Origin of the sequence: Parafrankia irregularis (assembly GCF_001536285.1) — a bacterium.
In the GTDB taxonomy this organism is placed as follows: Bacteria; Actinomycetota; Actinomycetes; order Frankiales; family Frankiaceae; genus Parafrankia; species Parafrankia irregularis.
On sequence record NZ_FAOZ01000001.1, the window covers coordinates 439,220 to 461,383 of the forward strand.

Here is a 22,164-nt window from a genome sequence, read left to right on the forward strand (position 1 = left end):
CAGGCACCGCCTGACACCACACCCCGGAGCCGCTGCTCCGGACCCGGCTCAGGGTCCGGACCGACCCAGCGTCCGGACCAGCTCAGGGCGAGACGAGCGGGGTCCCGCCGGAGGTGGGCTCGTCTGCGCCGGCCGCCGGGCGCTCGTACCAGACCGTCCGGCGGACGTAGTCGATGTGGCTGATGATGATCCGCACGACCCGCCGGGACACGTCGTCCACGTCATAGGCGGAGACGGGGCCGTTCGTCCGGCTGCCCCTCGCCTCGCCGGTGGCCAGGCCGACGGCGGCGAGGACGCGGTCGGGGCGGGGCAGGCAGGAGACCACCGCACCGGTGTCGACCCCCTCCGGATGTTCATGGGCCTCGCGGATCACCACCGCGGGGAAGCCGAGCAGGGACGCCTCCTCCGTCACCGTCCCGCTGTCGGAGACCACACACAGCGCGGCCCGCTGCAACGCGATGTAGTCCGCGAACCCGAAGGGCCGGCAGAACCGGACGAGGCCGTCAACCGACGGCGCCCGCCCCGTCGCCTCCAGCGCGTCGAGGCGCGCCCTGGTCCGTGGATGGGTGGACACGATGACCGGCACCCGGTAGCGGGCGGCCAGCCCGTTCAGCGTCTCCAGCAGGCCGGCGAGCAGCTCGGGACGGTCGACGTTCTCCTCCCGGTGCGCGCTGACGACCAGGTAGTGGCCAGGCGTCACGCCCAGCGTCGTGAGTGCCTCGGAGGCCTCGACCAGCGGCAGGTAGGCGTTCAGGACCTCCTTCATCGGCGAGCCGGTGACGAAGATCCGCTGCGTCGGCAGGCCTTCCGCCAGCAGGTTCCGGCGGGCATGCTCCGTCGAGGCGAGGTTGACATCGCTGAGATGGTCGACGAGCCGGCGGTTGATCTCCTCGGGCACGCGGTCGTCGAAACTGCGGTTGCCCGCCGCCATGTGGAACACCGGGATGTGCCGCCGCCGCGCCGCGATCACCGCCAGCGTGGTGTTGGAGTCCCCGTAGAGCAGCAGGGCGTCGGGGGACTCGTCCGCGAAGACCGCGTCGGCGCGGGCGATGACCCGGCCGATGGTCTCCGCCGGGCTCGCTCCGACGGCGTCCAGGAAGTGGTCCGGTTTGCGGATGCCCAGCTCGTCGAAGAAGACCTGGTTGAGCTCGTAGTCGTAGTTCTGCCCCGAATGGACCAGGCAGAGGTCGACCGCCCGTTCGAGGGCGACCATCACCCTGCTGAGCTTGACGAGCTCAGGCCTGGTGCCGACCAGGACCATGACCCGCGGCCGATGCTCGGCGGGGCCGCGGCGCACCGTCGGCGCGGCTGACGGCTCGCCCACGATCTCCGTACGCGGCCCGTGCTGGGGGACGGTCGCGCGGGCCGCCGAGGCCTGCCGCTGGGCGGCCTGCCGGTCCCGGTCCCGGTCCGGGGACAGCCGGCGGCTGGGAACGGTCGGCACGGTCGGCGCCGCCGGCCCGGCCGGACCGGCGGGGGTGAACGGGGTCGACGGCGCCGTCGGCACGGTCGGACCGGACCGGACGACGGTGCCGTCCCCGACGGCACCGTCCGCCGTGCCCACCAGACCACCTGGGCGCGGCCCGGACCTGGCCACCGGAATCCGGTGCGGCAGCTGGGGCCTCGGCTCGGCCGCACCACCGAGCCCAGCCGAGTCATCGCGCCCGGCCGAAGCATTCAGCACACCCACGTCATCCAGGGCGTTCAGTCCCTCCAGGACACCCCGGGCACCTGTGCCGCCTCGGGCCGGGGAATCCGGGGCGCCCGCGTCCACCTCCGCGTCCACAGGCGCGACCGCACCGTCCGGGGCGGAGCGCAGCGGGTCCGACCACACGGAACCCGAAGCCGCCGCACCGCGCTGGCGCTGCGACCTCCCACCGGGGAGCAGCCCCCGGAGGAAGCCCGTCCGGGCCGGCTCCTCGCCGTCCCCGTTGTCGGTGCCACCCGTCGTTCTCGACACGTCGTTCTCCTCTCTACCGGAGAAGATCCACTGTCACCGGAGAAGATCTACTGGCTCGGTCCACGGTTCAGGCGTCGGCGCGCACTCCGTTCGACGCCGACGCGCCCGCCGACGCCGAGGCCTCGGCCGACGCCGACGCCGACGCAGGGGTAGGGGCAGGGGTAGGGGCCGACGTCGCCGTCGGCAGCGACGTCGGTGTCAGGCGGCCGGCTGATGCCGCCCGGCGCACTCCGGGCACGTCCGCGACGTGCCCGGAACCGCGTCTGGAGCCCTCGATCTCGCGCCGCTCGATCGCGGTCGCCAGCTCGTCCACCATCGCCGCCCAGGCCGGCGGCCGGTAGCCTGTCACCGACCACAGCCGACGTGCGGAGAGAGCCCGGTTGCGCACCTCGTCGTCGCTCGGAACGATCTCCAGGTTGTGCCGGCCGAGCCGGTCAGCCAGCATCGTGAGCAGGTCGAACTTGGTGATGGGCTCGGAGGCGAGGTGCCAGACCCCGCTCAGGTCCGGATGCCCGACCAGGGCGAGATGCACGAAACGGGCGAACTCCGCGGTGGTGACGCCGCTGTAGACGACCCGGCGATACCCCGGGATCCGGCCGGTGGCGGACAGGAACCACTCGACCAGGCCGGCGGGAACGGCGGCCGTCTCCAGCCCCAGCACCGACGTCCGCAGCGTGAGTGTTCCCGGCTCGGTCAGCTCACCGAGCAGCTTGGTCATCCCGTGGGCGTCGACCGGATCCGGGACGTCGTCCTCGTGGTACTCGCCCAGCCGCCCGGAGAACACGCAGTCCGAGGAGACGTGAACGAGCCTCGCGCCCGCGGCGCCGCACAGCCGGGCGAGGCGGTGTGGGAACAGCGCATTGACCTCGATCGCCGCTTGCATGCCTTGTTCACCCACCCGCCGGGCGGTCAGGCCGACCGCGTTCACGACCGCGTCGGGGCGCGTCTCCGCGAACACGTCGACCAGACTCTCCGGGTGGCACACGTCCACTCCGCACAGGACCCGGTCGGCCGGCGACGGCGAGCTCGGAGCGTGCGCCCGGACAGTCGCGGTGACGTCGTGGTCACGGACGAGTCTGCGCACCAGCTCGCCGCCGAGCATTCCGTCGCCACCGAGAACCAGTACGCGCATCCGCTCCTCCTCCTCCGACCGTGGTCCCGCCAGGGGCGACACGCCGGATGGTCGGTCTCCGGCCGTTCTGGTCTCCGCCGGTTGGCTGCCAACCAGCCAACGCCAGGCAAGTATGACTCTAGGTAGTCAATTGATCGCCATCCGAGGTGGTGACGCGCCGAGACCAGCCGGCATCAGACACCAGAGACCGCGCATCACGACCCACATCGCCCATCACCACCCGCGCGGGTCAGCGACACCCGAGGCGCGCCGAGCGGAGATGCCGGACACAGACCAGGATGGCACTACTCTCTGCACCTGAACGCAAACTCTGCGGGTATGCAAGGTCTCGAACCGGCCGCCCGCGCGGAGCGGGACGGAGAACGGTGGGAACAGGTCGGTGGACCGCCACAACAGGTCAGGTCGCCACGCTGCCCGGCCGCGACCGACGCCTGCGCCACCTCCGCAACAGCCACGGCGAGATCTGGGTGAACATCACCTCGTCGCACCTGGTGCTCGCGGACTTCGTGAACCTCGACCCGTCCTACTCGCCCGGGCTGGTCGGCGCGTATCCCGCGCTGGGGTGGGCCCGTGCCCTGCACCGCGCGCTGTGTGCCTCGCGAACGCTGAGCCTGCTGCGCCGGACGGGCACGGCCGCCTGGCGGGCGGTCCGGTGGCCACGGCTGGCGGCCACACTCACCCGTCACCTCCCGCGCAGGCCCGCACGCCCAGGACGGTCTGGACGAGGCCGCGGCCGCGGCTGGGCCGTCCGCCGGCAGTGGGAGGCCAGCCGGACGGCGGTCGTCGTCCGGCACCGGCCGGGCCGGCGACTGCCGTTGGCCGACGGCTCGGTTGATCACATCCTCTGCGCGCATGTCGTGCAGGAGCTGCCACCGCGCGTCGCCGGCCGGGTGCTGGCGGAATGCGCCCGCATCCTGCGCCCCGGTGGCACGCTCCACCTCGTGCTGCCGGATCTGCGCCAGGCAGTGGACCGCTATGTGCGCGGTGAGATCGACGCCGACGAACTCGTCGCCTGGCAGCGGCTGAACGACGGGCACCGACCGGCCGACCCGCGCCGCGGTCGGCACCCGCGGCGCCGTGAACCGGCCGACCCGCAGAACCGCTGGCACTACGACGAGCACACCGCGCAGCGCCGGCTGGTCGCCGCCGGATTCCACCTCTCGCGCACGCCCACCCCCAGCACCGGGCTGGTCGAGACCGATCCGGTCTCGCTGCATCTGGTGGCCGTCCGGCCCTGAACGGCCGGCCGAGACCGGATCAAGCCGCGCCACGCGCCGGATCGGACGGGTCCGGATTCGAGTCGGCTTGCAGGACGTTCCGTGCACCTTGGTGGACGAACCGCACAGTCCAATACGTCCGTCACATAGACTTGTTGTCCTGGTTCAGCCCGCGGCGACCATCACATCACCGTTGCAGACGAGCAGCATTGCTATTCATTGACTTATTGTCTGCATTCGCCGGCATCAGCTGGCTCCCGGTGTGGTGAGAGGGGCGAGATGGAGGAGGCCGGCACGCGGCCTGTCGGAGATCCATCCAGCCCGACGGCACCGGTGGCCACGGAAAGCGAGCGGATCGTCCCCGACGACACGATCCTGGATGACGCGATCCTGGATGGCACGGTCCTGGATGGCACGGTCCTCGACGGACCGCTGGCCACCGCGCCAGTGGTCGAACCGGGCGCCGAGGCCGACGAGGCCGATCCTCTGTCGATACCGTTGGAGTCAACGGAACTACAGGAACCATCGGAACCACAGCCTGGTCGGGCCTCCCGCCGGTGGATCCGCCGGCCCCGGCGAGCGAACCAGCTCGGCGTCGACGGCATCGGCCGCCCCGCCCCGCGCGGCCCGCTGCGGCGCGCCCTGCTCGTCCTGACCTCGCTGCTGTCGCTGGTGGTCATCGCCATCACCGCCACCGGTTGGCTCGTCGTGACGTTCTACGACCGCCGGATCGACCGCGAGACGATCGCTCCACCCGCCGACATGACCGTCACCCGGCCGCCGTCGGCACCCGTCGGTTCCGAGACCTGGCTGCTGGTCGGTTCCGACATCCGCACCGGGTCGGACGCGGCGAAGGTCGGCGGCGCCCGGTCGGACACGATGATGATCGCCCACCTGGCGTCCGACGGGACGACCCAGATCGTGTCGATCCCCCGCGACCTGCGGGTACCCATCCCGGCCTGGACGGATGACGACGGCGACCGGCACCGCGCACGCGCCGACAAGGTGAACGCGGCCTTCAGCGCGGGCGGTCCCGCGCTGCTCGTGGCGACCCTCGAACAGGTCGCCGGGGTGCGCATCGACCACTACGCCGAACTGGACTTCGGCGGCTTCAGGCAGATGACCGCCGCGATCGGCGGAATCGACGTCTGTCTCAACGCGTCGACCTTTGTCGAAAGACATACGCTGGACAACGGCCGGACTGTCCGGTCGACGAACCTGAACGATCCCAGCTCCGGATTCGTCGGGCAGGTCGGAGTGAACCATCTCTCCGGTGAGAACGCGCTGGCGTTCGTCCGGCAACGGCATGGGTTCGCCGACGGGGACCTGTCCCGAATCCGCCGTCAGCAGGCCTTTCTCGCGGCCATGTTCCGCACGGTGCTGAGCGAGAACGTACTGCTGAGCCCGTCCCGGCTGACCTCCTTCCTCGGCGCGGTGACCGAGTCGGTGCTGCTGGACGACCAGACCGGATTCTCCGAGCTGCGCGAGCTCGCCGAGCGGATGCGCGGCATGACCACGGGCGCGGTGACCTTCTCCACCGTCCCGATCACCGGGCAGATCAACAGCCCCGTCTTCTACTTCCTCTACGACCCCGCCGCGATGAGACAGTTCTTCCGCGACGTCACCGGCAGCACAACGCTCTTCGAGCCGTCCGACGGTCCCGTCGACCCGCTTGACCTGAGCGCCGAGATCACACCGAGTGCGACTGCTGCCGCGGCCGGCTCGACGCCGGCGGCCTCCACGCGGCCCCGGGCGACGGTCACCTCGCCGGCCCCGCCGCAGACCACCGCCACGCCCACCCCGGACACCGCTGGCACGACAACCGAGCCCGGCCCGAGCGCGGAGACCTCATCCCAGCCCCAGGCCACGGTCACCGCCTCTGCCACCGGGTCGAACGGCCAGCCGGACTCCGGCGGCTGGCCCCAGCCCTGGCCCACGGCGCTGACCGGCACAACCGCAGCCGCCGGCACCGTGAGCTGGGCCAGGGCCGCCGCTTTCGGATCGAACGTGACCGCGACCGGCGGGGCGGCCCCGACCGGCGGGGCGACCCCGACGAGCCCGTCCCCGACGGCGTCCGGGGCGCAGGAAGCGCCGGTGACCGCGGCGGCAGCCTGCATCTACTGACTCCGGCGGATGGCACCTGCCGGCGCCAGCCGCCGTCTGCCGCTGGGTCCTGCTACCGACACCGCGGTGCCGTGGCTCCGGCACCCCTGTGGCCAGCCGCCCCGCTACCGTCAGGACATGCCAGCCGCCTCCCCTGCCCCTGGCCACGCGCCCGGCCCCGGCTCCGGTCCCGTACCGGTCACCAACGCGCAGCGCCGGGCAAGTGCCGACCGGCTCCGGGCGGCCTGCGCCGACGGACGGCTGACCTTCGGCGAGCTCAGCGAGCGGACCAACCGAGCCTGGGTGGCTCGCACCACCACCGAGCTCGAACGAGCCGAGGCCGATCTGCGCGCGGGACACCCCGAGGGTGCGCAAGCCCGACGTGCACCGCAGGCCCCCACCACGCGGATGGTCACCCTTCTCGGTGACGGCCGCCGCTTCGGGCGGTGGTGGCTGGCCCGCCGGACAGTGATCGTCAACGGCCTCGGCAACTGGGCCCTCGATCTGCGCGGGGCGCTGCTGGACGAGCGGATTCTCGCGGACGCCACCGTCGACCTGTGCTTCGTCTCACTGGTCGGGGATCTGACCATCAGCGTTCCCGACGGTGTCGGCGTCGACGTGAGTGGCCTCGTCGCGCTCGGCGACCGCCACGTGGACCTGGCCGTGGTCCCGACCCGTCCGGGCATGCCCCGGCTGCGGCTACGGCTGGCCGGCCTGATCGGCGACCTGCGGATCACGAGCGGCTCGCTGCTCGGGCGCCCCGGTCAGGAGCACGGACGGGGAGGAGCCGGGGCAGCGGGCCAGCCCACGGGGCTGGTCTCGTCCGCGCGCGGCTGGTCCCGCCGCGGCTAGAATGCGCACTGATATTCTCGATCATGTCTTCCGGAGCACCGCGGGCACGAGCACCGCACGCTCGACCTATGTCGGCTCGGGCGATGTCGGCTCCGAGTGGCCGGAATGCGGAGCGGCCACGGCGACCTTCTAATCGGAAGGAGCGGACGCGGATCCCGCGGACCAGATCGGTGAGGGAGGGCTCGACCGATGCTTGACCCCAGAGACCTCTATGAGATCAGAAGCGAGCTGGACGACCTGGGCCGCCCCATCCTGATCGAGGCGATGACAGGCGTCGTCGACGCCGGCGGCGCGGTGGGTCTGGCCAGCGAGCACCTCACGACGACTCTCGATCACGAGCGGATCGTCACCTTCGACGTCGACCAGCTCATGGACTACCGCTCCAGGCGGCCACCGATGGTCTTCTACGAGGACCACTGGGAGAGCTACGAGGATCCGGTGCTGGCCATCGAGCTGCTGCGCGACGAGGCGGGCACGCCCTTCCTGCTGCTCTCCGGCCCGGAGCCCGACCTGCACTGGAAGCGGTTCACCAGCGCCGTTCGGACGATCATGAAGGATCTCGGGGTCCAGATGTCGGTCGGGCTCAACGCGATCCCGATGGCGGTTCCGCACACCCGGCCGTGTGGCGTCACGGCGCACGCGACCCGCAAGGAGCTGCTGGTCGGCAACGACCCGTGGATCCGCCGGGTCTCGGTTCCCGGCAGCGCCGGGCACCTGCTGGAGTACGAGCTCGGCCGGGCCGGGGCCGACGCGATGGGCTTCGCGGCACACGTCCCGCACTATCTGGCCCAGGCGACCTACCCGGCGGCGACGGAGGCGTTGCTCAGCGCGGTGTCAAGAGCGACCGGGCTGCTGCTGCCGCTGGACGGGCTGCGGTCCGCCGCGCTGGAGGTCCGCGGCGAGATCGACAGCCAGATCAAGGGCGGCGGCGAGGCCGCGGACGTGGTCAAGGCCATCGAGGAGCAGTACGACGCGTTCCACCGTGGCCGCGAGGGCACGAATCTGCCGGTGGTCGACGGCGACGAGCCGCTGCCGACCGGCGACGAGCTCGGTGCGGAGCTGGAACGCTTCCTCGCCGAACAGAGCGAACCGGGCGGCCCCCAGCCCGGCTGACCGGTACCGCCCCGACGGCCGCCCGCGATGTCACCGGCGCTGGTGGCCGTCCCCGTCGGGCTCCGCAGGTCCGCCGCGCGGTGCGTCCTCACCCGCGGCGGAGCGGCGGTCGCCGGTCGCCGGTGCGGTCGCCGGCGACGTCAACCGCGGCGGCCTGCTGTTCGCGGTGGCGGGCGAGGTCATCCATGACGAGCAGGTCGTGGCGGAAACAGCCGGTCCGGCAGGCGGCGGCCGCGGTGGCCGAGCCCAGGAACCCCAGCAGGGAGACGACCGCCACCAGGGCGATGTTCCAGCCCTCCCGGCGCATCCCGATCTCCACGGTGACTCCCGCGACGATGAGGATCACCAGGACGTCCAACGCCACGATGCGGTCGAGATCGGTCGGCCCGACCAGCAGCCTGGCGAGCGTGAGCAGCCCGGCGACGCTCAGCAGGACGAAGGTGGCCGTGTAGACAGCGGTCAAGATCATCCCTTCCCGGGTGGGCGAGCCCGCGCCCCGGTAGGCCGGCGGACGTCCTCCGCGAGGCCGAACACCTTCAGCACGCGATGGTGCATGCTCCGGACGGAGTCACGGACCTGGTCCGCCATCCGGTCGTCCTCGACGGCGAGCATCTGGACGTACAGCGCTCCGCGCTTGGTGGTCGATCTCCAGGACGAAGGCACCGGGTGCCAGCGAGATCGCGTTCGCCGTCAGCGTCGAGATGATCTCCGAGGACGCGGTCGCGTCGCGACGACACGCCGAGCCGACACCGCGACACGCCGAGCCGGCAACACTTCCCCGACATTCACGACGGGTCGCGACCATCCCCGAGACCAGACACTCGGCAGCCCCCACCAGCCACCCACACGCCACGCACACCCGACCGAACCCCGACCCCGCCCCTCACACACCGCAACCAGACCGATGTCGGCGTTGCGGGCGCACATCAGCCACGGCCATCCGGACGTGCCCATAAAGAAAAAACACCGTCCGAATGAAACGAATAGCGGCTACCAAGCGTAGTCATCCCGCCTTCCGACCACACTCCGGCGGACACCTCCCGCCAGGCCCTCCGGACGCCCCGCACCCCATCCGTGCGCCACCCAGAACTTGTCGAATGGCAACCAATGGCACCGGGAATACATTTCAGGCATCATGTCGTGATCATGGCACTAAAGGACTACCATCCGATCAGGCAATGCGATGTATGTGGTTTCGGTCCAGCTGGGGTACCCGGGGGGCTCGGTATGGTGCGGCGCCGCACGATGACACTTTCTGATCAGGGTCACGCCCATGGCCCCTCGGGGGCAGCGGTATGAGCGCCACCGCGATCACCTCCGCCAAGGCCCCGGCAAAGCCACGGCAGAAGCGATTAAGCCGCCAGCTTCTCCTCACCGCGCATGTACTGGTCAGCGTGGGCTGGAACGGGGTCGCGCTCGGCCAGCTCGCGCTGGCGGTGACGGCCTCCGTCAACGGTGACATCAGGCATCCCGCCTACGAGCTCATGCACGTATTCGACCGGGCGCTCAACATTCCACTCGCGCTGCTCACACTCGCCACCGGAATCCTGATCTCGCTACGGACCCGCTGGGGTCTGCTGCACCACTGGTGGGTCGTGACGAAGCTGGCGATCACGGTGTTCGCCGTCATCTTCGCCGCCGGCTTCATGCGGACACTGATCGTCCGGGCCGGTGACGCCACCGCCGACGGCGAGATTCACTACAGCGCGCCGGCAGTGGCCATCATCACCGGCGCCTGCCTTATGAACGCCCTGTTCATCACGGCAACGTTCCTGTCGACGCTGAAGCCCTGGGGCCGGACCCGGCGCGGTCGGCAGACCGGCCCTCGTCGACGCGGGCCGGTGCCCGTCTCGCCGGCCGAGCCGCCGGCCAGGCCGGCGCGCGAGACGGCGGACGAGGCAGTGCCCGAGCCGGCAGGTGCCCCGGTACCGTCCCCCGCCACGACGTCCCCGGGCGGGGCTCACCTCTGACTCCCGGCGTCGGCTCCCGTCGTCCCGGCGTCGACTCTCGCCTTCCCGTAGCCAACTTCCGTCACTGTCAGATACTCGTCAACTCCGATGCGCGCCCACCTGGGCGGTCTCCGGCCCGCACGCTGGCAGGATCACGGCCACAGCCAACGGGCCTGCCGGTGAACCGCGCCGCGCACCGGAGGAGGACCGACGGGCAGTGCCAGGACAAGACCTCCCCACGAGTGCGAGTGAGTTCGTCTCCCCGCTCACCTCGGACGACCCCCGTGTGATCGGGCCCTTCCGGATCCGCGGACGCCTCGGCGCCGGCGGCATGGGGACCGTGTACCTCGGGCACTGCCCCGATCGGCGACCCGTCGCGGTCAAGATGATCCGGGCGGACATGGCCTCCGACCGCACGTTCCGGCGACGCTTCGAACGCGAGGTCGCGGCGATGGGGCGGGTCGAGAGCCCCTACACCGCACCCCTGATCGAGGCGGACGTCGATGCGCCCCGCCCCTGGCTCGCCACCGCCTACGTGCACGGCCCCACCCTGCGCGACAGCGTGGCCCGCAACGGCCCCCTCCCACCCGCCAGCGTCGCCACGCTCGCCGCCGGGATCGCCCGGGCGCTGGTCGCCATCCACGCGGCCGGTGTGATCCACCGTGACCTCAAGCCCGCGAACGTGCTGCTGGCAGTCGACGGACCACGGGTCATCGACTTCGGTATCGCGCGGGCCGAGTTCCACCCGGGCACCATCACCACCGGGCGCATCGTCGGATCGCCCGCCTACATGTCGCCGGAACAGGCCCGCAGCGGCCGGGTCGACGCGTCGTCCGACGTCTTCGCCCTCGGTTCGGTGCTCGCCTTCGCTGCCACCGGCCGCAACGCGTTCGGGGAGGGCAACACCGCGGACGTGCTCTACCGAGTCGTCCGGGAGGAACCGGACCTCACCGGCGTCGACGGCGAGCTGCACGCGCTCATCACCTCGTGCCTGCGCAAGACGCCCGAACAACGACCGACGCCACGGGAGATTCTGACCGGCTGCCACCGCGAGCCGTCCGACAGCACGCGGACGACGACCTGGCTACCGGTGCCCGTGCTCGCCGAGATAGACCAACGCCTGCGGCACCCCGCGGTGTCGGACGAGCCGGTCGAGTCCGGTGAGCAGGCGGTCCCGGACGAGCCGGATGCGCCGGACAGGCGGGGCGAGTTGGGAGCACCGGTCGGGAGCGGGCCCGGTGAGCGGGTCGAACAGATCGAACGGATCGAACGGATCGAGCCGGCCGGTCCGGCTCGACCTGGCCGGCGCCCGCTGGTCGGGCTCTGCGCGCTGGTGGGCACCGCTGCCGCGACGATCGCCGTGGTCGCCGTGGCGCCGACCGGCAACCGACTGCCCGACCCCTGGGACCTGCGCGGACGCGGTACCCACACCGAGACCCCCGAGCCGGCGGGGGTGAACGGCTCCGCCGGTTCCGCGGATCGCGACGATCTGAGGGGAGACGTTACCGAGGCGCAGCGCGACAGCTCGACGCGATCCGGGTTCCCAGGGCAGGAGGCCACCGACCACCGCCCGCCCGCCGGGGCCGTGCCGGCCACCGGCCCGGTCGCGCCGCCGACGACCCCCCGTGCCGAGACCCGCGCGGGCGACGGTCACCGTCCGGATGCGCGGCAGGGCGATCAGCCGGGCCGAGCGGGTTCGTCCTGGCTGTTCACCTGGCCATCGGTGGGCAAGGCGGGCTCGCACCCTCATCCGTCGCACCCCGAGGACGGCGCGGGCGCCACCACCGGCGGGGCACCGGCCGGCACGGCGAGCCCGCCACCGGAACCGAGCGGCGACGGCCCGACACCGCCGCCCACACCGCCGCCCACACCGCCGCCCACACCGCCGCACCAGGGGGCATCGGGCTCCCCGCCGATCGACGGCGCTGATCCAGGTGCCGGAGCCGACCCGGATCCACGCGAGCGGCCAGGCTCGTCGGCCCCGGCCCCGGTGGCGACCGGAGCACCGACGCCCGCGGACCCGCCGCCCTGATCGGGAGCAGGCCCGGCGCGGGTTCAGACCGCCTGCGACGACACCTCTGTTCCCGCCAGCAGCTCCTCGGCCGCGACCGCGAACACCTCGCCGCCGGCCTGGCGCAGCAGGCGGCGTGAGGCCTGAAGCGCCCCGGCACGCTGGCTCCTCGCCGTGCCGACGGCGGCCCGCAGGCGGTCGGCCGTGAGTTTCCGAGCCGGGAGCAGCACACCCGCGCCGGCCTCCACGACACGGCGGGCGACCTCGGGCTGGTCACGGCCGAACGGCACGGCGACCACAGGCACGCCCGCGGCGACCGCCTTCTGGACGATGCCCATCCCGCTGTGGCAGACGACGGCCGCCGCCCGCTCCAGAACGGGCCCGTGCGGCACGAACCGCTCGACGCGGATGTTGGGCGCCGCCGGCAGGTCGACGCGCCCGAAGGCATCGGCGAGCGTGATCAGGACACGGACCGGCTCGTCACGCAGCGCCTCCGCCGCTGCCAGGGCGAGACGCTCGTCGCCCTGGTACTCCGTCGATGTGGTCACCAGCACCCAGGGATCGCCGGGCTCATCGAGCCAGGCCGGCGTCTCCCCCGGCGGGTCGTAGATCTGGGCGCCCACGAAACGGATGTGGGCGGGGACGTCCGAGCGTGGGTACTCCAGCGGCTCGCCGGTCAGCACCAGGACCTGGTCGGCCTCGAGGAGGTAGTCGAGCGGGCTGGTCAGCGGGGCGAGACCCGCCCCGGCACGCAACTCGTTGAGCGGGGGCAGCATCGCGGCGCCGAACTGCCGGATGAGCAGCGGCCACAGCACCCTGTCGCGCAGTCGTCCCAGCGGGCCGGACGCCGGCGCGAGACCCATCCCGTACGGCGGGATGCCCTTGCCGGGCAGGGCGATCAGGGTCGGCAGGGCGATCCCCCACCGTCGCCCCGACGCCCGGGCGGCGACCGCGGCGCCATAGGCGTTGGTGTCGACGAGAACCACGTCCGGGTCGGTCTCGGCGATGGCCCGGTCGAGGTCGGCCCGTTCCAGCGGCCCCCGCGACATGAGCCCGGCGATCGCCTTCCGCAGCCGCGCCGCGCCGGACCCGGTGGTGGGCTCCCTGACGTCGATCTCGTCGATGCGCGGATCTGTCGGCGCGACCTGCAGGCCCTGGGACCACGGGCCGTCGACGAGCTTGGCCCCGATCCGCAGGTGGACCTCGTGGCCACGGTCGCGCAGCGCACGCAGGCCGGGAACCAGCGGAAACAGGTGGCCGGGCGCGGTGGTGCAGTAGACGAGATAACGGGCCATGGTCGCGCTCCTTCGGGCAGGACGGTTCGCCGCCCGGCGCCGGTCGCGTGGGCGGGAGAGGGAGACGTGGGCGGGTGGGCGGGAGAGGCAGAGAAGAAGTCGTTGGAGGACGGTTGCGGCGTCAGGGTGACCGGAGGCAGGCCGCGATGAGGTCCGCGACCGCGTGACGCGTCGCCTCCACGGACATCGCCTGATCACGGCGTAGGACGAGCCACAGCTCGACACCGCAGACGGCGGCGAGCCGGCCCAGCAGATCGTGCCTCCGATCCGGGGCCAGGCCTTCGAGCTCCGCGGCGAACGCCGTGGCCGTCCAGTCGCGGTGGGCACGCCGGCCGGCCTCCGCCACCTCCGCCAGGGCGGGCGAGGCATCCTGCTGGCGGATCGCCCGATCCGTCACGTCGCCCCACCGCTCGTAGTGCCGGGCGAGACGCTCGGCGACCACCGCCGGATCGGAGACGTCCGGGATGCCTCGGGTCGCCTCGATCTGCGGCGCCATCCAGGCACTGATCGCCCGCACCAGGCCGTCCTTCGTCCCGAACCGCCTGATCACGGTCTGGACGCCGACCTCGGCGTGCTCGGCGACCATGGCCAGCGTGACCTGGTCGAACGGGTGGCGGGTGAACAGCTCGGCGCCCGCGGCGAGGATGCGTTCGGTGTTCGCCGCCGCGGCCTCGGAGCGCTGGCGCTGCTGGTAGCCGCGGGTCACCCTCGATTTCACGGTATGGACATTACCGCCGAATGGGGGAACGCGGAACGCCGAAGACCTGTCACGCGCGCGACGGCGGGACGAACGCCGGACCGGGGCCCGAGCACGTTCGTCACCGCCGCCGCGGGGGAAGAGAGAGGATCAGTGCCCGACGGCGTCACCCAGACGCTGGCCGCTCTCCAGCGCCGGCACGAGGCTGACCGTCGGGACCTCGAAGCGGTCGGTCGTCTCGTCCAGCACGATGGCGCGGGCCGTGGCGATGTCGAACCACATGCCGACCAGCCGCAGACGTCCCTCCCGCTCGGCACGCCGCACCACGGACAGCCCGCGCAGAGCCACCAGCTGCTGGGCGACGCTGATCCGGCTCAGCTCGTCGGCGTCCGTGGGCAGGCCACCCGCCACACGTTCGGCGCGTTCGAGCGCCGGCTCGCCGTGGCGCAGCCAGCCCTCCAGATGACGCAGCGGCGCCGTACCCGGAGCCGGGGCGTGCCCGTCGCGCTCGAACAGCGCGTTGATCGCACCGCAGCCGGAATGCCCGCAGACCGCGATGGTCCGGACCCCGAGCACCTCGACGCCGTACTCGATCGCGGCCAACGTCGAATCCCCGACCGCCTGCGGCCCGGGGACGAAGGCACCGGGCGTGCGCACCGTGAACAGGTCACCGGGGCCGCTGCTGGTGATGATGTTCGGCACCAGCCTGGAGTCGCTGCAGGTGATGAACAGAGTGGACGGACGCTGGCCCGCGCTCAGCTCGGTGAGATACGGCTCGATCATCGGCGCGGTCCGTCGATGGAACTCGTCGACCCCGTTCAGCAGATGACTGTGATCATGATGATGGCCGTGCTGCCAGGACGACCACGGTGCCAGCCAGCGCGGTGGCCGGACCGCACCGCCATGGCCGCCGCCGGGACGGGCCCCCAGCAGGCTCGCCAGGATCCGCCGCTGGCGCGGATGGGTCGGCGCGGACGGCAACGCCAGCGGGACGGTGCCGACCGGGTCGACCGTCACCGCCGTCCCGGCGCGATGACGCTCGGCGATCCAGTCGTCCAGCATCTTGTGCGCGCCGTGGTCGAGGTAGTCGACGGCGAGGTCGAGCCGGACGGGTGCCCCCGGCGGCACCTCCGCCAGCCGCCGCGACAGCCGAGGCAGCGAGAGGAAGGTCAGGGCCCCCTCCACCACGACCCGCCAGGGCGATCCGGGGCCGGACGGCGGATGGACGTGGACCGGGGCGACCAGCGTCCGGCGCAACGCCAGCAGCAGTGCCGTGGCGACCCCGAGCAGGACGCCCTCCAGCAGGTTGAGCAGCACCACCCCGACGACGGTCGTCAGGTAGATGGCGAGCTCACCGTGCTTGGCGATCGCCCGGATGTGGGCCAGATCGACGAGCCTGATACCGATCACGACCAGCAGGCCGGCGAGCACGGCGAGCGGGATGCGGGCCACCACCGGCGCGAGCAACAGCGCGAAGCCGGCCATCCACAGGCCGTGCAGGATCGCCGAGCGCCGGCTGCGGGCACCCGCGCGGACGTTGGTGGAGCTGCGGACGATGACCCCGGTGACCGGAAGGCCGCCGAGCAGGCCGGAGACGGTGTTCGCGGCCCCCTGCCCCAGCAGCTCACGGTCGAGGTCGCCGCGCGGGCCGGAGTGCATCGCCTCCACCGCGACCGCGGACAGCAGCGACTCGATGCTGGCGACCAGGGCGACGGTCAGCACCGACAGCGCGACGGCACCCCACTGGCCGCTCGGGATCTCGGGCAGCTCGATCGCGCCGAGCAGATCGCCGGGCAGGGTGACCCGCGGGACGTCGAACGGCAGCGAGATGACGGTCGCTGCGGCCACCGCCGCCAGCGGCGCCGGAACGGCGGACAGCGGCCGCGGCAGTCGCGGCCACCCGACGGTCAGCACGATCGTGATCACGCCCAGCAGCGCCGCGGCCGGAACCGACGGCGAGACGATCTCACCGGGCAGCACGACCAGGTTGTCCCACGCCGCGGAGCCGGCGGTGCCGCCGAGCACGACGTGCAGCTGGCCGATGACGATCGTGAGGCCGATACCGGCCAGCATGCCGTGGACGACCGCCGGTGAGATCGCCAACGCGGCGCGGGCGACCCGGCTGAGCCCGAAAAGTATCTGCAGGACGCCGGCCGCGGCGGTGATGAAGCAGGCGACCCGCCACCCGTGGGTCACGACGATCTCGGCCACGACCGCGGTCAGGCCGGCCGCCGGCCCCGAGACCTGCAGGGGAACCCCGCCCAGGGCACCGGCGACGACGCCGCCGACCACCGCCGCGATGATGCCCGCGACCACCGGCGCTCCGGAGGCGACCGCGATACCCAGCGAAAGCGGAAGTGCCACGAGAAAGACCACGACGGATGCTTCGAGGTCATGGCGCCAGACCCCTCGCGGCGCTCCGTCGAGCGGGCCGCCGCGGTTCAGGCGGCCCGCGGCGGACGCGGTGCCCGTGCGCGCGGAAGACGCGGCGGCGGACGTGGAAGAAGCAGAAGAAGCAGAAGAAGCGGAGGAAAACTCCAGATCGTCGCCGATTCCCGGGAAGCTCGGGTGTTCCGAAACACCGGCGTCCGTCGGGCGACCGCCGCGGTGCGGCTGGTCGGCACGCCCGGAACTGGTACGAGGTCGGGGGGCGCTTTCGGCCCCCGCGTGGGAATCCGTCTCCGACGGATAGGGCAACGCGGTCGGGACGGATCCCGCCGGTGGCTTGTTTCTTGGCTCGTGGTGCTCGGCGTGCACGATCGTCTCCTCGGCGAGGGCGCAACGTCAGCGTCAGGCCATCAAGATCTCGATGTTGAGTAGTACAGGTTCGAACACGTTACGTGATTTGGAGCGGGACCCCTGCCTCCACCACCACTGCACGGCAGGAAGAATGTGCCCACCGGGTAGATGACCCGGGCAAGAATCCGGAATAGGACGCCTAGCGCGTCACCTCGAAATCATAGGGTAGCCGCCGCCGCTGACCTGGGATTAAAGGTCCGACGGCCCGGCTACCTGCGACCCGCGCCAGCTCGGGGCTTTCGGCCCGGGGTTGGGGCACGCCCAGCGCCAGCCCACCGGCCCACCGGTCGGCCGGCCGGCCGGTGGGGACCCACCCGCACAGCCACCCAAAGCGGATCCCGCGCCGCCCGGCAGCACCGGCAAATCTCCCCAAGAGGGGTAAAAGGGGCACAGAGTGGCCTGGTGACCCGCAAGAACGAAGGATTTTGGTCGCCGGAACGACCAAAATCGTTCACGCTTGCGGGTCGCCAAATCGGGCCGCCGGAACGCCGGGCGTTCGGGGGTCCGGGGGTCCGGCGGCGTTCGTGGAGTGCGAACCTCCCCGCCCACCGGCCAGCGATCTTGATCGGCGCCAATCCACGGCAGGCTCGCGGCGGACGACTCATCGATGATGTGGGCTATGCCGGACCAAGGTGCGTTGCCGACTGGTGCGCGTGAGCTGACCGCGGCGCAGGCCCGCCGCTGGGACGAGGTACTCGGCCTGCTGGTGGCGATGTTCCCGGCGCCAGCGGTGCGGATACGGGTCGAGGGCCGAGCGATCGAGGCCGTCGAGGCGATGGCCGAGCGCCTGGGAGCGGCGCTCGACACGGCCGGCCGACCCTGCGCCCGGGCCCACCACCCCGCCGCGGGCCGCCCGCCGGCTCTCCCCCCGACCACATTTCTCGCCCCGACCGCGCCTCCCCCGGCCACCTCGACGCTCATCGCCGCGACGCTCACCGCCGCGGCCAGTACGCCCGGCAGAGCCGGCACGACCACCGCGCCCGGCACCACGGACGGCCCGACGGACGGACCCGCTGACATCGTGATCGGCCTGCGGACCCGCTCCACCGGCGACGACGATCTCGATGGCCGCGCGGACGTCATCGTCGACCTGAATGATCTCACCTGGCCGGTGATCCGGCGGGTCGCGGACCGGCTCGGCGTCACCGACACCTGGCACGTCAGCGAGAGCCGGGCCTTCTTCGCGATTCGCGCCACCACGTGGGACTCGAGGTTCGGCGACGACGCGGCCGCCTACGCCGCCGCCGTCGCCGACCTGGCGCCGGGGGCCGGTGCGGTCGTCGTCGACGTCGGCTGTGGCACCGGACGGGCCCTTCCCCCGCTGAGGGCAGCGGTCGGGCCGGCCGGCGTGGTGCTCGGGCTCGACGTCACCCCGCAGATGCTCGAGGTCGCGCGGGACCAGGGCCGGGCGCGGCCCGGCGAGCTGCTGCTCGGTGACGCCCGCCGGCTGCCCCTGGCGTCCGGCCGGGTCGACGCGGTGTTCGCGGCCGGGCTCGTCCATCACCTTCCGGACATCCGGGCCGGGCTGGCCGAGCTGGCCCGGGTCTGCCGGCCCGGCGGCCGTCTGGCGATCTTCCACCCCTCGGGGCGTGCCGCGCTGGCCGCCCGGCACGGCCGCACCCTCCGCCCCGACGAGCCGCTCGCCCCCGGCCAGCTGGGCCCGCTGCTCGCCGCCGCGGGCTGGCGCCTGGACCGCCACGACGACGCCTCGCACCGCTTTCTCGCACTCGCCTCCCGCACGAGCGACTGACCGGCCGACCAGCTGGGCCCCCGCACCACTGCCGCTGCCACGCACCCGAACGGCGAACCCACTCGGAGACGGCCCGGCAGTCGGGAGAACGACGCCTCTACCAGCCACAACACGTCACCCGCCCGACACATCCTGACAAATATTGATGCCACAGTCGGACAGGCCGCGGCCACCGTGGGTCGGACTACCGCCCACGAACGTGAGACCGCGGCACTTCACCCCGCACGCGCCGTCGGCCGTCAGGCCAGGCACATCGTCGGCCGTCAGGCCAGGCAACAAGGAGGAGTGATGTCCGGGTTCCTTTACCGGGTGGGACGGCTGGCCGCGACCCGGCCCTGGCGCGTGATCGGCGTGTGGGTCGTCGCGCTCGTCGTGGCGACGGTGCTCGCCGCCCAGCTGGGAGGCGAGCCGCACGACGACTTCGACGCGCCGGGCACCGCCTCCCAACGCGGCACCGACCTGCTGCGCGCCGAGTTCCCGGCGCTCGCGGAGGCCCAGGCCCGGGTGGTTCTGCACACCCGGGACGGCAGCCCGGTCGCGACCGGGCTCACGGACACCGTCGCGCGGCGGCTGGCCGACGTCCCGGCGGTCGTGGTCGTCAGCCCACCACAGGTCTCCGCCGACGGTGACACCGCGATGTTCACCCTGAACTACGACCGCCCGGTCACCGACCTCGGCGGCAGCAAGGCCATCGACCAGCTCGTCGACGCCGTCACACCCGCGGCCGAGGCCGGGCTGACCACCGAGTTCGGCGGCCAGGTGGCCGAGAACGTGCAGGAGGTCAGCGGCACCGCCGAGGCGGTCGGCATCGCGTTCGCGCTGGTCATCCTGCTGATCGCGTTCGGATCGATCATCGCGGCCGGGGTGCCGCTGGCGGTGGCGCTGATCGGTCTCGGTATCGGCAGCGCCGGCATCACGCTCATCGCGGCCGGCACCGACGTCAGCACCATCGCACCGACCCTCGCCTCGATGGTCGGCATCGGCGTCGGCATCGACTACGCACTGCTGCTGGTCACCCGGCATGTCGAGGGGCTGCGCAACGGCCTGAGCGTGCCCGAGGCCGCGGCCCGGGCCAACGGCACCGCCGGTGTCTCCGTGCTGTTCGCCGGGGTGACGGTCGTGCTCTCCCTGATGGGCCTGCGCCTCGTCGGGCTCAACACGTACGTCACGACCGGCTTCACCACCGCGGCGGTGGTGGTGACGGTCGTCGTCACCGCTCTCACCCTCGTCCCGGCGCTGTGTGGCCTCGCGGGGACCAGGCTGCTCGGCCGACGCGCCCGCGCCGCCCTCAATGCATCGGCGGCGGCCGGCGCTCCTGTGGCCATGGTCCAGGACACGGCCGACCGCACAGCTCAACCGGAACCGGAGACGAAGCCGAACCCACACCCGCAGCCGCAGCCGCAGCCGCGACGCACGCTGACCGCGGCCTGGGCCGAGCGGGTGGGGCGACGTCCGCTGCCCTGGGCGACCGGCGCCCTGCTGCTCTTGCTGCTGCTCGCCGCGCCCATCCTCGGCATGCGCACCTGGCCGCAGGATGCCGGCAGCCAGCCGGACTCCACCTACCAGCGCCGCGCCTACGACCTGATCGCCGCCGAGTACGGCCCCGGCGCGAACGGCCCGTTGATCGTCGCGGTCGACCTGCGCAGGATCTCCGCCACCGATCTCGACGGGCTGGTCCGCCGCCTCGCCGCCACCCCGGATGTCGCCGCGGTCGCCGAACCGGTGGTCGCGCCCAGCGGCGACGCGGCGGTGATCATCGTGACGCCGACGGTCGGGCCGAGCGACGAACGCGCCGCGGAGCTCGTACGTACGTTGCGCGCCGAGGTGCTGCCGGCCGGCGTCGAGATCACCGGTCTGACCGCCGTCTACACCGACCTGTCGCGCTGGATGTCCGACCGGCTGTGGTGGGTGGTCGGGTTCGTCGTGGGTGTCTCCTTGTTGCTCCTGACGCTCGTGTTCCGCTCACCGGTCGTCGCGCTGAAGGCGGCGGTGATGAACCTGCTCTCGATCGCGGCCGCGTACGGCGTCGTGACCGTGGTCTTCCAGTGGGGCTGGGGGACGGATCTGCTCGGTCTGCCGCACAGCGTGCCGATGTCGAGCTGGCTGCCGGTGCTGATGTTCACCGTGCTGTTCGGGCTGAGCATGGACTACGAGGTGTTCCTGCTCTCCCGGATCCGCGAGGACTACCTGGCGACCGGCGACCCGCACGGCAGCGTCGTGCGGGGGCTCGCCTCCACCGGCCGGGTGATCAGCTCCGCCGCACTCATCATGATCTCGGTCTTCGCCGGCTTCGCGCTCGACCCGGACGTCACCGTGAAGATGGTCGGTTTCGGGATGGCGGTCGCCGTGCTCGTCGACGCGACCATCATCCGCATGATCATGGTGCCGGCCACCATGGCACTGCTCGGCCGGGCGAACTGGTGGCTGCCCGGCTGGCTCGATCGCGTGCTGCCGCACCTGGACGTCCACGGCAGCGGCCCCGCCGCGCCGTCAACGCCCCGCCCCGACAGTGAGCCCACGGCCGACAGCCTGGGCCTGCCCGCGGTCGGTCACACGCACCTCCCCCTACCCCGGCAGCAGGATCCCCTCGCTCCCCTCGACGAGACCGACCAGCAACAACCCGACCCGATCGGCCGGTGACCCGGCGGCGCACGCCCACGCTGTTCGGAGTTCGGTCAACACCGAACTCCGAACAGCGTGGAGCGCCGCCTGTGCCGGCCAGCGGAAAGCACCTGTCAGACCTCGCGATCAGGCAGGCGGACGGCGCCGCTCCCGAGCAAGGTCGTACAGCGCCGCGACCAGGCGTGCGATGCCGTAGCAGACCACCGCGACCGACAGCCAGCCCACCACCTCGACGGTCGGGTCGCCCCAGCCCTCGACCTTCGCTTCGGCCGGGCGACCGGGGTCGAAGACCACCGGAAGCCGGTCGCCCCGGTGCGGATACGTCGTCGCCGCGAGGCTCCAGATCGGGGTGCTCTGGCGGAAGTGGAACTCCTGACCACCATCGCCGAGACGAATCGTCACGTACTCGGCACCGCGCGGTCCGTGATCGACCGAGATCACCGTCCCCTGCGTGTGGCGCCAGCCGGCGGGGGTGGACGCCGTGGCCCACCACCTCGCCGTGAAGCCGGTGGCAAGCAGGAGCCCGGCCAGCAGGAGCCCGGCGCCGCGCACCAGATCCCGACGGAAGTCCCGGGCCCGGTACGGCCCCCGCCGCCTGCCGACCATGATCGACTCCCTTCGCGCACCGATCCCGCCGAGAAGGCGGGCGGCGACGTCCCGTCGG

Annotated in this window: 16 protein-coding genes; 8 read left to right on the forward strand and 8 right to left on the reverse strand. The window is 72.4% G+C overall.

Annotated features, from left to right (window positions below; all coding sequences use genetic code 11):
- Window positions 1–82: 82 nt before the first annotated feature.
- Complete coding sequence (locus AWX74_RS01810; RefSeq protein WP_091270834.1) at window positions 83–1,960, reverse strand: UDP-N-acetyl glucosamine 2-epimerase; 1,878 nt, start codon at window positions 1,958–1,960, stop codon at window positions 83–85.
- A 67-nt stretch (window positions 1,961–2,027) separates the two neighbouring features.
- Complete coding sequence (locus AWX74_RS01815; protein WP_091270836.1) at window positions 2,028–3,092, reverse strand: dTDP-4-dehydrorhamnose reductase family protein; 1,065 nt, start codon at window positions 3,090–3,092, stop codon at window positions 2,028–2,030.
- A gap of 365 nt (window positions 3,093–3,457) precedes the next feature.
- On the opposite strand from AWX74_RS01815, the gene AWX74_RS01820 reads away from it, so the two are divergent.
- The 4 genes from AWX74_RS01820 (at window position 3,458) to AWX74_RS01835 (ending at window position 8,377) form a co-directional block, all read left to right on the forward strand.
- On the forward strand, window positions 3,458–4,330 hold the full coding sequence (locus tag AWX74_RS01820; protein ID WP_242666024.1) for a class I SAM-dependent methyltransferase: 873 nt from the start codon (window positions 3,458–3,460) through the stop codon (window positions 4,328–4,330).
- Window positions 4,331–4,642: 312 nt separating this feature from the next.
- Complete coding sequence (locus tag AWX74_RS01825) at window positions 4,643–6,433, forward strand: LCP family protein (RefSeq protein ID WP_242666025.1); 1,791 nt, start codon at window positions 4,643–4,645, stop codon at window positions 6,431–6,433.
- 117 nt (window positions 6,434–6,550) lie between these two features.
- Window positions 6,551–7,264: a DUF1707 SHOCT-like domain-containing protein gene (locus AWX74_RS01830; protein WP_091270838.1), complete on the forward strand. Its 714-nt coding sequence runs from the start codon at window positions 6,551–6,553 to the stop codon at window positions 7,262–7,264.
- 189 nt (window positions 7,265–7,453) lie between these two features.
- On the forward strand, window positions 7,454–8,377 hold the full coding sequence (locus AWX74_RS01835) for a PAC2 family protein (RefSeq protein ID WP_091270840.1): 924 nt from the start codon (window positions 7,454–7,456) through the stop codon (window positions 8,375–8,377).
- Between the two features lie 88 nt (window positions 8,378–8,465).
- On the opposite strand, the gene AWX74_RS38770 is transcribed toward AWX74_RS01835, so the two are convergent.
- Together AWX74_RS38770 and AWX74_RS01845 are read right to left on the reverse strand one after the other, a co-directional pair.
- The gene (locus tag AWX74_RS38770; RefSeq protein ID WP_114476349.1) at window positions 8,466–8,840 is read right to left on the reverse strand and encodes an MrpF/PhaF family protein; all 375 of its coding nucleotides are present in this window, start codon (window positions 8,838–8,840) and stop codon (window positions 8,466–8,468) included.
- A gap of 2 nt (window positions 8,841–8,842) precedes the next feature.
- Complete coding sequence (locus AWX74_RS01845; RefSeq protein WP_193209613.1) at window positions 8,843–9,040, reverse strand: hypothetical protein; 198 nt, start codon at window positions 9,038–9,040, stop codon at window positions 8,843–8,845.
- 632 nt (window positions 9,041–9,672) lie between these two features.
- On the opposite strand from AWX74_RS01845, the gene AWX74_RS01850 reads away from it, so the two are divergent.
- Window positions 9,673–10,347: a hypothetical protein gene (locus AWX74_RS01850; RefSeq protein ID WP_091270842.1), complete on the forward strand. Its 675-nt coding sequence runs from the start codon at window positions 9,673–9,675 to the stop codon at window positions 10,345–10,347.
- Window positions 10,348–10,543: 196 nt separating this feature from the next.
- Window positions 10,544–12,358, forward strand: coding sequence for a serine/threonine-protein kinase (locus AWX74_RS01855; protein WP_131799383.1), 1,815 nt, complete (start codon window positions 10,544–10,546; stop codon window positions 12,356–12,358).
- A gap of 23 nt (window positions 12,359–12,381) precedes the next feature.
- On the opposite strand, the gene AWX74_RS01860 is transcribed toward AWX74_RS01855, so the two are convergent.
- From AWX74_RS01860 to AWX74_RS01870, 3 genes are all read right to left on the reverse strand, one after another.
- A complete protein-coding gene (locus AWX74_RS01860; protein ID WP_091270847.1) occupies window positions 12,382–13,632 on the reverse strand; it encodes a nucleotide disphospho-sugar-binding domain-containing protein in 1,251 nt (416 codons plus the stop codon).
- Window positions 13,633–13,753: 121 nt separating this feature from the next.
- Window positions 13,754–14,350, reverse strand: a complete 597-nt coding sequence (locus AWX74_RS01865; protein ID WP_054566941.1) for a TetR/AcrR family transcriptional regulator — start codon at window positions 14,348–14,350, stop codon at window positions 13,754–13,756.
- Between the two features lie 129 nt (window positions 14,351–14,479).
- The gene (locus AWX74_RS01870) at window positions 14,480–17,086 is read right to left on the reverse strand and encodes a SulP family inorganic anion transporter (RefSeq protein ID WP_091270849.1); all 2,607 of its coding nucleotides are present in this window, start codon (window positions 17,084–17,086) and stop codon (window positions 14,480–14,482) included.
- Between the two features lie 661 nt (window positions 17,087–17,747).
- On the opposite strand from AWX74_RS01870, the gene AWX74_RS01875 reads away from it, so the two are divergent.
- Together AWX74_RS01875 and AWX74_RS01880 are read left to right on the forward strand one after the other, a co-directional pair.
- On the forward strand, window positions 17,748–18,878 hold the full coding sequence (locus AWX74_RS01875; RefSeq protein WP_226930713.1) for a class I SAM-dependent methyltransferase: 1,131 nt from the start codon (window positions 17,748–17,750) through the stop codon (window positions 18,876–18,878).
- A gap of 288 nt (window positions 18,879–19,166) precedes the next feature.
- Window positions 19,167–21,518 (forward strand): MMPL family transporter, encoded by a 2,352-nt coding sequence (locus AWX74_RS01880; RefSeq protein ID WP_091270852.1) that lies wholly within the window; start codon window positions 19,167–19,169, stop codon window positions 21,516–21,518.
- A gap of 108 nt (window positions 21,519–21,626) precedes the next feature.
- Here AWX74_RS01880 and AWX74_RS01885 read toward each other — a convergent pair whose 3' ends face one another.
- On the reverse strand, window positions 21,627–22,106 hold the full coding sequence (locus AWX74_RS01885) for a DUF3592 domain-containing protein (protein WP_091270855.1): 480 nt from the start codon (window positions 22,104–22,106) through the stop codon (window positions 21,627–21,629).
- Window positions 22,107–22,164: the final 58 nt, after the last annotated feature.